The sequence below is a fragment of the Enterococcus sp. DIV0170 genome (genome assembly GCF_051710765.1).
GTDB classification, from domain to species: domain Bacteria; phylum Bacillota; class Bacilli; order Lactobacillales; family Enterococcaceae; genus Enterococcus_A; species Enterococcus_A raffinosus.
On record NZ_JBIOLG010000001.1, the window covers coordinates 1,651,573 to 1,664,797 of the forward strand.

The window sequence follows — 13,225 nt, forward strand, 5'->3', positions numbered from 1 at the left end:
AAACAAATCCTGTATGGAGTTTCAAATTTACTAACCATCCACCCGTGAAAATAGGTGGATGGTTACTTGTGCATTCGTAGACTTTTACACCTCTTACAGAACACTGTTTTACGAAAGCCTCTTCTCTAAGTATATTAGAAGCCGAAAATGAAGTTTAATGGTATATTATTTTCAGTAGTTTCTGAAAAGATATCAGATCGATTTTTTCTTATGAAACTAAATATATCATTAAGAATAAGAGGGTATCTAATGTATGAAAAATTTTTAAACAACACCCGATTGCGCAGGTTCACAGTACTGGCGTTAGTGATCTTAGTATTGTTTTTAGTCAGGGACTTTATGACGCCCATTTTACTGACATTCATTTTCACCTTGATCTCCGTAAAAATTGTCAAATTTATTCAGCGCTACATCAAAGCACCAACTTTCTTACTGGCTACAGTGCTTTACTTGATTGAGCTGTGGCTATTGTATTTATTGGTTTCTAAATACTCGACAATCCTGATCGATCAAGTCGTATCAACCTATAATTCCATCGTACATTTTTATCAGCATAAGGAATTTAATTCAGATGTCGTAACCAACTTTATCTCAAATTACTTCAAGAATCATAATTGGCAAGATAAGGTAGAAAGCGGTGCAGGGATTCTACTTGAACAATTGCAAAATGTTGGTCGTTTAGCGATTGCCTTTATCATGTCCTTCATCTTGAGCTTCTTTTTTATGGTGGAAAAGGAGAAAACAATTCTATTTTCAAGAAACTTTTTGAGTAGTGAGTACGCTTGGTTTTTCCAAGACTTGTATTACTTTGCGAAGGTATTCGTTGAAACGTTTGGTGTTGTCGTAGAGGTTCAATTATTGATTGCAATAGTGAACACAGTTATTACGACCATAGGACTTGGATTAATTGGGTTCACTCAATTGCCTACGCTGGCTATTATGATTTTCTTTTTGAGTCTGATTCCAGTCGCAGGAGTAATTTTCTCTTGTATTCCGCTAACGTTGATTGCCTATTCATCAGGTGGTCTCCAGACAGTCATCTATGTACTGCTCCTAATTGTTGTAGTGCATTGTATTGAAGCGTATATTTTGAATCCGAAGTTTATGTCCAGCCGGACGAAGTTACCAATATTCTATACATTCGTTATTTTATTGTTCAGTGAAAAATTTTTAGGTGTTTGGGGATTGATCGTCGGTATTCCGATTTTCAATTTTTTCCTAGAGATTTTAGGGGTAAAAATTACAACGAAGAAAACAAAGAAAACGGAGCAGCCTAGCTAGGCTGTTCCGTTTTTTCGTAATTGCTCAACGACTGCTTCCTCTGGTGTAACGAACAATGTTTTTTGATTTTCATAGATGACAAACCCTGGTTTTGCGCCATTCGGCTTATGAACATACTTTACTGCGACATAATCCACCGGTACTTGCGCAGATTGCCGGAATTTGGAAAAATAAGCGGCTAACTCAGCAGCCTCTAGCAGGGTTTCTTCACTAGGATTCTCACTTTTTACAATGACATGAGAGCCTGGAATATTTTTTGCATGAAGCCAAATATCGGTTTTACGTGCTTGTTTTAACGTTAGTTGATCATTTTGAAGGTTATTTTTTCCTACTAATATTTCTGTTCCGTCACTGGCAATGAAGCGTTCAGGTTTGGAAGGGGCTTGCTTCCGATTTTTCTTACTGCGTTTTTTCTTCAGGTAGCCGCTGGCGACAAGTTCTTCCTTGATAACCTCGATATCCATCGGACCAGCAATTTCTAACTGAGAAAGGACAGTCTCTAAATAGGCGATCTCATCTTTTGCTTCCACGATTTGATCGTAGATTAGTTTGACTGCGTTTTTCAACTTTTGATATTTTTGGAAGTATTTCTGCGCATTTTGGTTCGGTGTTAATGCTGGATTCAGCTTAATCGTAATGGGTGTGTTCTCTTCATAATAGTTTTCTAACTCAACACTTTCAGCACCTCGTGGTACCTGTGCCATGAAGGTGGTCAGTAATTCCCCGTCACGACGAAATTCTTCGGCATTTTCAGAATCCTTCAGCGTTTTTTCACGTTTTGCGAGTTTGGTCTGATTGCGCTTGATTTCATTATCTACTTTACGAATCAGATCATTTCCTAGCTGTTTAACCCGATCTTTTTCCGCTTTTTCTCCATAAAAGGCATCGAGCAACTCACTCAAACTAGAGAATGTTTCCGTTTTATCAAACGTTTCAAAGACTAGAGGGGCAAAGAATTCTTTGTTATTTTTCACACCTAACGTCGGCTGAATCTCTTTTTGAATTTTCAGCCAAAAAGTCTCCCATACCGCCATTTTTTCATTAGGTCTTTCGGAAAATTGATAGATCAATTCCTCTGCGGTATCTCTGCCCAGACCTTGAAAATTCTGCTGTAAATATCGACTATCCAGTGTTTCTGCTGTAGACAGAAGGGTGAAGACCTGTTCCTTAGACGCATGGAAAGGATTTAGTTGCTCTTGTTTAGGCGGTTCAACGTATTCACTGCCAGGCAGAATGGAACGATAAGTATTTTGGGAATGCCCAATATGTTTGATCGCATCTAAAATTTTGCCAGTTTGTTTGTTTAGTAAGACGATGGTTGAATGACGTCCCATCAATTCTACAATGAGGACGATGTTTTGCAAGTCACCTAATTCATCTCGCTTACTAAAAGTAAAATGAACCACGCGGTCGTTATCAACCTGATGAATATCTTCTAAAATTGCTCCTTCCAAATGCTTCCGTAGCATCATAACGAAATTGGGTGGATTGTCGGGATTCGTATAAGCAATCTCTGTCAATTGGATACGTGCATAGCTAGGGTGGGCTGAAAGTAATAAGCGTCGATTCTTTCCTCGTGCACGAATCACTAGGACAACTTCATTTTCATAGGGCTGGTGAATCTTGGAGATTCTTCCTGAAACAAGCTGTTCTTTCAGCTCTCGGACCATTGCGTGGGTAAAAACTCCATCAAAGGACATTTTTTATCCCTCATTTCTATTCATAATATATCTATTATAAACAAAAAAACGCCAATGACCAAATAAGTCATTGGCGTAATCCCTGTTCTCTTAAACGCTTATTGATTCCTTATAACTATGAAGTTCGTCAAGTAGCTGAAGGAGCAGTTGTTCTGCTTCATTAGGCAAACGATCATAGCCACCCTGATAGGTCTTACGAGATTGAACAAAGGCGAGTCTCGTCTCAAGCCTTGTCATTAAATGAATCAAGTAATGATGGCTGTTAAAATCTGGCTCATGTTTTTTGACTGGCAAATAGCTGATTTTTTTCAGAGGGCCGAATGGCTTAAATTCCGCAGTTCCATCAACGATTTTTTCGATACTGCCGAGGGTTTCATCCGGTGTCACTTTCCTTCCTTTAAAATCACCAGTATTTAAAATAAAGCAAGCTGTTTTTTGTTTTTGGAACAAGTCCTTAAAGTCTTGATAATCTTCCTGCAACGGATAGCAGCGGAAAGGGTTGGCAAACGGTTCAATCACTAATTGATCCGTAACTTCACCAACAACATTTTCAGCCGTTGAACGTTTCGTGGCAAGGGTCGCACCAAAAACAGCCGCAAGGGAAGGATCTTCAATTTTTATTACTGGCGGCAGACTATCATCCTTCATGATCCAGAAAAGGCCGTCTACCTTTTCAGCGATATGATCGACCCGATTCGGTGTAGCATACCGACTTTTTATACTGCGGCCATTCCCATTGCGAATATCTTCTGTGACTAGAACCTTCTTGTTTTGTTCGTCTAAGGTAACGCCAACATTCTGTGCTGTTACGATATATTTTATTTGTTCGCTTGTCATTGGATAATCTTGAGTCTTATCAAAATAGGCTGGCTCCAAAGCAGTCGTTGAACCTTTCTTTTTCGAAATGACAAAAGCATCATCGTGAAGAACATGTACTTCACCTTTATTTTTAGGTTTTGCTAGTGTGATGGTAGACTTACCAGAACCTGACAAGCCAAATGCCGCCATCGTATATTTTTTATCCTCTAGCAAATATTGCTTCATACCGCCATGACAGGCGATAAAACCATTTCGATGAGCGGTTGCCCAAGCTAAGGTCAAAGTCGCTTTTTTCAATTCTCCAAAATAGCGTAACCCTAGCACTCCAGCGCAATTATGGAGAGGGTCAATAACAACCACGCCATCGGGAAAATCAGGATGCTCCCAATCTGGATCAGCAAAGATAAAAATATCTCCTGTATGAATCTCATCAGATTGTTGATAGAACAGATGCTTAGCATCACCAATTTGAAAATTCAGTAAATAAGAGTAGAGGTTAGGACTATAATCAGCCGGAACCATTAGATGTGATTTAACAGTGAATTCTTCATCCAGCCCCACAATGACTTCGCCAGAATAAAACTTTTTCGAACGTGCTTTGAAGACGGCTTCTCTCAGCAATTCACTGTAAAAGGCATTATCGATTCCCTGCTGACCAATAATACGACGCGCTGCAGCCGTTCGTCCAACAATTTTACCGTCATTTGTCACAAGAACTTTTGCATCAGTCGGCAGCTGCAATCTACTCGTATAAGCGACATCAAGATCGGTAGTGATAGTTCCTGGGCTTGATTTTGCTAGCGCATACGCATCTGTAAGATGGCGAATACGTGTGACATTATTCCCATAAAACGCTGTCTCGATGACACTGCGAATACTGGAAAATAGACGATTACTTTTCGTGATCTCTTTACGTGAAAAATGTTCAATACTGCTCATCAAAAAACCTCCTCAATTTAAGTTGTCATTATTATAATAGCATTAAAATAAAACGCTAACAATCCAATATAGAACACGAAAAATCTGATCGAGGAAAGAAAAAAACAAAATCTGTCCTTGATGGTAGCGGTTTTAAGAGAAAAATAATATAATGATAAGCAAGGAGGGCGACTCATGGACCGATTTTTAGCAAAAACTAAAGATAAAATACTTACTTTTTGGCGTAAATTTATCATTATTGTTTCAGAAAATGAGCGTCGTTCCTTAATGATCGCCATAAGCTTGGTTATTTTTGCGCTCATTTTTTCTGCCTCTGCAGCCTTTGCTCAAAAAACGATTCGACAAGATCAATTAGACGAATTGGTCTTTGATTCTTTGAAGTCAGATCACTTGATTCCGTTAAACTACCAAACCGTTGATCAGAAAATCAAGGATACCAAAGCGATCTCCATCATGTTCAGTCAACCAAAGGGAACTTCTTTTGAAAATGTTATGACAGTTCTTGATGACCCAACTCAACAGACCATGCTAAATCGCAAATTCTATTATTACCCAATTGTGTATGACAGTGAAACCATTGCCAAGAACTATCAGTTGGACCCACGTCAAGTCACGTTTATTTTTTTCCATAATGGCAAAGAGAAAAATCGCTTTGTCGTTGAAAGCTTAAAAGACTTAAACAATGAGTTTATCCCAGAATTGAATCGATTACCTATGTGGGATCTTAAAAAATAAAATGAGAATTCGAATAAAATAAATGAGCTTTTTTTAATAAAAAGAGTTGACAGCTGTTTTTATTTCCGATAAACTAACCTCAACATAAAAAAAGGAGTGACATTCATGAGACACGCAAACTTATCTAATCAATTGAATAGCTGGCAAAACTGGCGTAGATAAGTTGTATTTATGAATTCACTCATAGATACAACGTTTAGACAACTTCTAAATTTTGTATCTATGCTGGATATTTTCTGATGCTTATTCCCGCATAGAGACCATCTATGCGGTTTTTGTTTTTTCTAAGACAACTACCGTGGACTTTTGGGTAGTTGTCTTTTTTGTCATTTCTGCTCTTCGCAGTATTACCATTTACGAACAAAAAACAAAAAATCGGAGGAATAAAGAATGAAAAATAAAGGAATTATTGGATCAATTATCGCATTAGCTGTCGTATTAATCGGAGTATTCGCTTATCAAATGGGGTCGCGCCAGACGAATGTGAGTGAAGAAAAAGAAGAAATGCAGACAGTAGGCATCCTGCAATTTATCAGTCATCCATCTCTTGATCAAATCAAGGATGGCGTGATTGAAGGACTAAAGGAAGAAGGCTATGAAGACGGTAAGAACATCAAAATCGAATTTTTAAACGGTCAAGGCGATCAAAGCAAGTTGAACAGCATGAGTCAGCAGCTATTAGAAAAGAATTCTGACGTCCTAGTTGGTATCGCAACACCGGCCGCAAAAGCACTAGCAAATGCAACCAGTGATAAACCGATCATTATGGGAGCAATCAGTGACCCGATTGGTGCTGGATTAGTCACCGATTTAAAGAATCCAGGCGGCAATGTGACAGGGGTTAACAATTTAACTCCAGTAGATCAACAGTTGGATATGGCAAAAGAAATGTTCCCCGATGCTAAAACAGTCGGGATGATTTATTCATCTTCTGAAGAAAATTCTAAGTCACAAATTGAACGGGCGGAAAAACGTGCAACAAAAGACGGATTGACGGTAAAAAAATATGCGATCAGTTCAAGCAATGATATTGCACAGATTACACAACAGGCTTGCCAAGAAACTGACTATCTTTATATTCCACAAGACAACACGATCGCTAGTGCCTTCCAGACTTTGATCAATGAATCCGATAAAGCGAAAAAACCTGTCTTTGTTTCGGTGGACAATATGGCAAAAGAAGGCGGTATCGCGACAGTAGGACAAAATCAATTTGACTTAGGAGTGGAAACTGGAAAAATGGCCGCAGATGTTTTAAGCGGCAAAGCAAAACCAGCCGATACACCAGTGAATGTGATTGATTATGGAGACATGATCATTAATGAAGACAAAGCAAAAGAATTAGGAATTACGATTCCAGAGAAAATCAAAGAACAAGCAGAAGTAGTTAAAGGGGAGTAGACAAATGGTAATTTCAGCGATAGGACAAGGATTTTTATGGGGAATTTTAGGTTTAGGCATTTTTATGACCTACCGAATTTTAAATTTCCCAGATATGACAACTGAGGGATCATTTCCATTAGGCGGTGCTGTTTGCGTGACCGCGATCACGAATGGTGTGTCTCCCATTCTCGCAACTCTTTTAGGGATCGTTGCTGGAATGTGTGCCGGATTTGTTACCGGTATGCTGTATACAAAAGGGAAAATCCCGGTCATTTTAGCTGGAATTCTAGTGATGTCTGGATTGAACTCAGTTATGCTGTTTATCATGCAGACACCGAACTTGTCTCTTTTAAAACAGCCGAAGATTCAAGATTTTTTTACCAATTTAAATTTACCCGACCATTTTGATGTTGTTCTGTTAGGTTTGATCGCAATTGTGTTCATCGTTGCTTTGTTATTGTTCTTCTTCTTTACAGATTTCGGGCAAGCCTACATCGCCACCGGTGATAACGAAAACATGGCTCGTTCCATCGGTATCAATACGGATCGCATGAAAGTGATCGGTTTAACCCTATCAAATGGTGTCATTGCACTTTCAGGAGCACTTATTGCTCAAAATGACGGCTATGCGGATATTGGAAAAGGTGTCGGGGTGATCGTTATCGGATTAGCTTCGATCATCATCGGTGAAGTTCTATACGGCGAAGTCACATTTATTGAACGATTAGTGGCTATTGTTTTAGGAAGTATTATTTATCAACTATTGATCTTGATCATTATCAAAGCTGGATTAGATACTACGTACTTGAAGATTTTCTCTTCAATCATTTTGGCTTTGTGTTTGATGATCCCGCGTTTAAAAGAAACATTGAATTTAAAAACCGGCTTGGAGAAGGAGGAGTGATCGGATGAATGCATTAGAGGTAAAAAAAGCCAGCAAAACAATTAGTAACGGTGTAAACGATAAACGAAAAATTCTAAACAATGTGGACTTGTCGATTGCCCCGGGTGAGTTTGTTACGATTTTAGGCGGAAATGGCGCTGGGAAAAGTACCCTTTTCAATAGTATTTCTGGTAGCCTGCAATTAGATAGCGGAACGGTTTCTGTTATGGGGAAAGATTTGACTAAGCTTTCAGAAGAACAACGAGCTACCTCGATTTCTCGCGTGTTCCAGGACCCTAAGATGGGGACGGCACCACGCTTAACAGTCGCAGAAAATCTAGGTTTAGCTGAAAAACGCGGACAAAAAAGACGCTTACGTCAGCGACAATTGAATCAAAAGAAAGACATGTATCGCGAATTGTGTAAATTAGTTGGGAATGGACTAGAAAACCATTTAGATACACCAACGGGATTTCTTTCTGGTGGTCAACGGCAAGCCTTAAGCTTACTGATGGCGACGATCACAAAACCGGACTTATTACTATTAGATGAACATACAGCTGCGCTTGATCCTAAAACAGCTAAACAATTGATGCAGCTGACAGACCAACGAATCAAAGAAGAAAACCTCACCTGTTTAATGGTCACCCATAAAATGGAGGATGCTCTACATTACGGCGATCGCGTGATCGTGATGAAAAAGGGAGAGATCATTAAAGATATTCATGGGGAAGAGAAAAAACGAATGACGTTGGCAGATTTATTCCTGCTATTTGAAGAGAGCGAGACAGTAGCTGAAGTAATGTAAATAAAATTTTTTTACAGAAAATTAAAATAATGGGTTGACTTATTAGAAAAACAAATCTATACTAAGTTCAATCTTAAATCAGTTTGGAGCGATTTTTATGAATACGAATAAGAGTACGCACACACAACTGAATAATTATTACTTTAGCTATTTTAGATAGGTTTGTATTCATGATTCATGGATGCAAACGACAACAAGTTTGTATCTATGATGGCTAAGGATTTTAAGTTCGACTTAACGCCACATAGATGAAAATCTATAGTGGCTTTTTCTTTGGTATCTTTTATGGGAGACTAGGCGCATTGTAGATTTTCTACAGTGGGCCTTTTTCGTTTTTTAAAATCGCTGATTGAAGGTTAAACAATCTTTATTATGAAGGATACGAGGAACACTTTCTCTTTTAACAGAGTAAAGGAATCGTATTCGAAGGACGATCGGTAACGTGTTTACGTCAAAAAAATTATTTAGGAATAGGAGTGAGGGAAGATGGAAAATGAAATTTCAGGAAGAACGCGGTTAGCCGGTTTGTATGCATTACCAGCAAGACATAGCTTTTCACCAATGATGCATACAACAGCGTTCCAAGCAACGGGGGTTGACGCAGTCTATTTGAGCTTTGATGTTCAGCCAGAACGACTTGGCCAAAGCATTCAAGCCATTCGCGATCTTGACATGCTGGGAATCAATTTATCGATGCCTCACAAGATGGAAGCAGTCAAGTACGTCGATGAGTTAAGCCAAGCCGCACGATTGATTGGAGCGATCAATACCATTGTGAATCAAAACGGCAAATTAATTGGTCATATCACAGACGGTATCGGCTGTATGGAAAGCTTGAAACAAAACGGGATAGAGATCATCGGCAAGAGAATGACGATTCTCGGAGCTGGTGGAGCCGCAACAGCAATTATCACACAAGCCGCGATTGATGGGGTAGAGGCCATTGATGTTTTTAACATTAAAGATGACTTCTATCAAAAAATTGAGCCGAAATTGGCGATGATAGCGGAGGAGACCCACTGTCAGATCCAACTGCATGATTTAGCCGATGAAAAACAATTAAGTGAATCATTAGCCGCAAGCAATCTATTGATCAATGCGACGAATATTGGGATGGCACCGAAGACAGAGCAAATGCCGTTGCCCGATCCGTCATTATTAAGAAAAGACCTGCCAGTTTTTGATGTCATTTATCATCCAGCTGAAACCCAGTTATTAAAAGCTGCGAAGGCCACCGGTGCAAAAGCAGTGAATGGTTTAGGGATGCTGTTGTATCAAGGAGCCGCCGCTTTCAAATTATGGACAGGCAAGGAAATGCCTGTTGAACAAATCCAACCGTTATTGGAAGAAACAATCAAAAAATAAAAAGTGAAGGAAGTTATTACTATGATCTTAATTATAAAAAAAGGTATTCAAGAAGCAGAATTATCTCCTATTTTATCCCGTATTAAAGAAGAAGGATTAGGTGTACAAATCAATCACGGAAAAGACCGTCTAGTATTGGGGCTGCTAGGAGATCCAAAGATTATTCAAAATGTTCCGTTTCAAGCATACAGTGTCGTTGAACGGGCCGTCGCTATTTCGAACACCTACAAGCTCACTTCAAGAGAATTTCACCCTCAAGATACAGTAGTAGACGTTGATGGAGTGAAAATCGGTGACGGTAGTTTTGTAACAATGGCAGGCCCTTGTTCCGTTGAAGGTGAAGAACAAATCATGGAAACAGCTCGCATGGCAAAAGCCGGTGGGGCAAAAATCCTGCGGGGCGGTGCTTACAAACCTCGGACTTCTCCATACGCTTTCCAAGGCTTAGGAGAAGAAGGCTTGAAGATTATGCGTAAAGCCGCTGATGCTCATGGATTAAAAGTCATCACAGAGGTTATGGATGAAGCACATATTGATGTTGTTTGCCAATACGCAGATATCATTCAAATCGGTGCTCGCAATATGCAAAACTTCCGTTTGTTAGAGGCAGTCGGAAAAACCGGCAAACCAATCGGCTTAAAACGCGGGATTTCAGGAACCATTCAAGAATGGTTGAACGCTGCGGAATACATCGCTGTTCAAGGAAACTCAAAAATTATTTTCATCGAACGTGGGATTCGAACATACGAAACAGCAACACGGAATACATTTGATTTAAGTGCGGTTCCTTTGATTAAAAAATTGAGTCATTTCCCGATCATTGTTGATCCAAGTCATGGTACAGGTGTTTGGGATCTTGTTGCACCAATGGCTCGTGCAGGCGTTGCCAGTGGGGCAGATGGGATGATCGTAGAGATTCATCCAGACCCATTACATGCTTGGTCTGACGGTGAACAATCATTAAATGAGAAGAATTACTTAACGATGATGAGCGAAGTAGAGATACTAGTAGAAGCAATGCAAAAAATCAAAGATTTAACCAAAGAACCTTCACTTATTAAATAGGGGGAACCATTGATGGAGATAGTTTTACCGGAAAAAAGTTATGAGATTATCGTCAAGCGTCATGGGTTAGATTCAGTCGGCGACTGGATCGCCTCTCTTTGGAAAAATAAAAAGATTGCAATTATTAGTGACGAACATGTTTTTCCTATTTATGGTGAAAAAATCCTTCAGCAGTTAAAGAACTATGAAGTCTGTCATTATGCTGTACCAGCTGGAGAGAGCAGTAAATCGTTGGATATGGCAAACAAACTTTATGAATTTCTAGCTGATGAACAGTTTACTCGCAGCGATGCGGTGATCGCACTAGGTGGAGGTGTTGTTGGTGATTTAGCTAGCTTTGTCGCCTCCACTTACATGCGAGGAATCGCCTTTGTCCAAATACCTACTTCGTTATTGGCACAGGTAGATTCTAGTATTGGTGGTAAAACGGCGGTTAACTCAAGCAAAGCAAAAAATATGATCGGTACCTTTGCTCAGCCGGACGGTGTATTGATTGATCCAGAAACATTGACCACTTTGCCTGAGCTTCGCGTACGTGAAGGGATAGCAGAAATTATAAAATGTGGGGCGATCAGTGATGCTTCATTATGGAAAGATCTTGAAGAACTAACAGGAATCCAAGACCTTCTCATTCATAGTGAAGCCATCATTCTTAAAGCATTGAACGTTAAGAAGACTGTTGTAGAAGAAGACGAATTTGATAATGGCTCTCGATTGTTGCTGAACTTTGGTCATACAATTGGTCATGCGATTGAAAACACCGCAGGATATGGAGAAATCAGTCATGGCGAAGCGGTAGCAATCGGAATGGTTAAAATTTTAGAAACCGCTGAGGAAAAGAACCTTTCTCCTACCGGTATTACAGACCAAATTATTGCTATGAATCGAAAGTATCAATTACCGGTTGCCTATCAGCCTTGGGATGCTGAGAAGTTCTATACAGCCATCACTCATGATAAGAAGGCACGAGGGGACAGCTTGAATATCGTATTGCTAAAAGAGATAGGAAAAGCGTACATCCAAAAAATAAAACTAACAGAATTTAAAGAGTATCTAATAGAAGGGAAGTAGTTTATGCGTTACTTAACAGCTGGAGAATCTCATGGACCAGAATTAACTACGATCATCGAAGGTGTTCCAGCAGGACTAGCACTTTCTGTTGAAGCAATAAACCAAGAATTAGCTAGAAGGCAAGGCGGGTATGGACGCGGCGGGCGAATGAAGATCGAAAAAGACCAAGTTCGGATCACATCTGGGGTCCGTCACGGCAAGACATTAGGTTCTCCAATTACCATGACCGTTGAAAATCGTGATTGGAAAAATTGGCAGAAGGTTATGTCTGTTGAGCCAGTGGCTGAAAAAGAAGAAAAATTACGTCGGGTCTCAAAACCACGACCAGGACACGCGGACCTTGTTGGCGGAATGAAATACCATCACAGTGACTTAAGAAATGTGCTAGAACGCTCATCCGCTCGTGAAACAACGATGCGAGTAGCGATTGGCGCCCTTGCTAAGCAAATTCTAGCGGCAGTAGATATCGAGATCGCCAGTCACGTAGCTATTTTAGGTGGGATTGAAGCTGCCATTCCTACAGAATTAAGTGTTGACGAGATCAAAGCAAAAACAGCTGCTTCAGAAGTCAATATGGTCGATGAATCAGTAGAGGAATCGGTCAAGGCATTGATTGACCAAACGAAAAAGGCAGGAGATACCATTGGTGGTGTCGTTGAAGTGCGAACAGACAACGTTCCTGCAGGATTAGGCAGCTATGTTCAATGGGATCGAAAATTAGATGGAAAGATCGCTCAAATCATGATGAGCATCAATGCTTTCAAAGGGGTAGAGTTCGGTATCGGATTCGAAGCAGCTCATCAACCAGGCTCCAAGGTCATGGATGAAATCGTATGGAATGAAGGCTACAGCCGAACAACAAATCATCTTGGCGGCTTTGAAGGCGGAATGACTAATGGAGAACAGATTATTGTCCGAGGAGTCATGAAGCCCATTCCAACGTTATACAAACCACTCATGAGTGTAGATATTGATACGAAGGAACCTTATAAAGCAAGTGTAGAGCGTTCTGATAGCACTGCGGTACCAGCTGCTTCTGTAGTTGCGGAGCATGTAGTCGCAACTGTATTGGCTGAAGAAATTCTAGAAAAATTCTCATCAGATACCATAGATGAATTACAACATGCGGTAGCAGAATACCGAAAGGAAATCAAAAACTTTTAAGAGAGAGGGGAC

At 39.9% G+C, this 13,225-nt stretch carries 11 protein-coding genes; 9 read left to right on the top strand and 2 right to left on the bottom strand.

Features of this window, described 5'->3' with window-relative positions:
* Positions 1-249: 249 nt before the first annotated feature.
* Positions 250-1,281, top strand: coding sequence for an AI-2E family transporter (locus tag IGI50_RS08015; RefSeq protein ID WP_438776666.1), 1,032 nt, complete (start codon positions 250-252; stop codon positions 1,279-1,281).
* Here the strand turns inward: IGI50_RS08015 and efbA are convergent.
* Both efbA and IGI50_RS08025 read right to left on the bottom strand, forming a co-directional pair.
* Entirely contained in the window at positions 1,278-2,981 is a 1,704-nt protein-coding gene (gene efbA / locus IGI50_RS08020; protein ID WP_438776667.1) for a fibronectin-binding protein EfbA, read from the bottom strand. The two genes, IGI50_RS08015 and efbA, sit on opposite strands and share 4 nt — an antisense overlap.
* A 90-nt stretch (positions 2,982-3,071) precedes the next feature.
* Positions 3,072-4,739, bottom strand: a complete 1,668-nt coding sequence (locus IGI50_RS08025) for a phosphoenolpyruvate carboxykinase (ATP) (protein WP_010744838.1) — start codon at positions 4,737-4,739, stop codon at positions 3,072-3,074.
* 174 nt (positions 4,740-4,913) lie between these two features.
* Here IGI50_RS08025 and IGI50_RS08030 point away from each other — a divergent pair, with 174 nt between their 5' ends.
* The 8 genes from IGI50_RS08030 to aroC all read left to right on the top strand — a co-directional run bounded on the left by IGI50_RS08030 (position 4,914) and on the right by aroC (position 13,213).
* Entirely contained in the window at positions 4,914-5,474 is a 561-nt protein-coding gene (locus tag IGI50_RS08030; protein ID WP_218255506.1) for a hypothetical protein, read from the top strand.
* Between the two features lie 390 nt (positions 5,475-5,864).
* Positions 5,865-6,875 carry a tryptophan ABC transporter substrate-binding protein gene (gene trpX, locus IGI50_RS08035; RefSeq protein ID WP_438776668.1) on the top strand — a complete coding sequence of 337 codons (1,011 nt, stop codon included), beginning with the start codon at positions 5,865-5,867 and terminating at the stop codon, positions 6,873-6,875.
* A 4-nt stretch (positions 6,876-6,879) separates the two neighbouring features.
* Positions 6,880-7,761, top strand: a complete 882-nt coding sequence (locus IGI50_RS08040) for an ABC transporter permease (RefSeq protein WP_438776669.1) — start codon at positions 6,880-6,882, stop codon at positions 7,759-7,761.
* 4 nt (positions 7,762-7,765) lie between these two features.
* Positions 7,766-8,548 (top strand): ABC transporter ATP-binding protein, encoded by a 783-nt coding sequence (locus tag IGI50_RS08045; protein ID WP_438776670.1) that lies wholly within the window; start codon positions 7,766-7,768, stop codon positions 8,546-8,548.
* A 486-nt stretch (positions 8,549-9,034) separates the two neighbouring features.
* Positions 9,035-9,913 carry a shikimate dehydrogenase gene (locus IGI50_RS08050; RefSeq protein ID WP_438776671.1) on the top strand — a complete coding sequence of 293 codons (879 nt, stop codon included), beginning with the start codon at positions 9,035-9,037 and terminating at the stop codon, positions 9,911-9,913.
* A gap of 21 nt (positions 9,914-9,934) precedes the next feature.
* On the top strand, positions 9,935-10,978 hold the full coding sequence (gene aroF, locus IGI50_RS08055) for a 3-deoxy-7-phosphoheptulonate synthase (protein ID WP_010744844.1): 1,044 nt from the start codon (positions 9,935-9,937) through the stop codon (positions 10,976-10,978).
* A 12-nt stretch (positions 10,979-10,990) separates the two neighbouring features.
* Positions 10,991-12,049, top strand: coding sequence for a 3-dehydroquinate synthase (gene aroB / locus IGI50_RS08060; protein WP_438776672.1), 1,059 nt, complete (start codon positions 10,991-10,993; stop codon positions 12,047-12,049).
* Between the two features lie 3 nt (positions 12,050-12,052).
* Positions 12,053-13,213, top strand: coding sequence for a chorismate synthase (gene aroC, locus IGI50_RS08065; RefSeq protein WP_438776673.1), 1,161 nt, complete (start codon positions 12,053-12,055; stop codon positions 13,211-13,213).
* Positions 13,214-13,225: the final 12 nt, after the last annotated feature.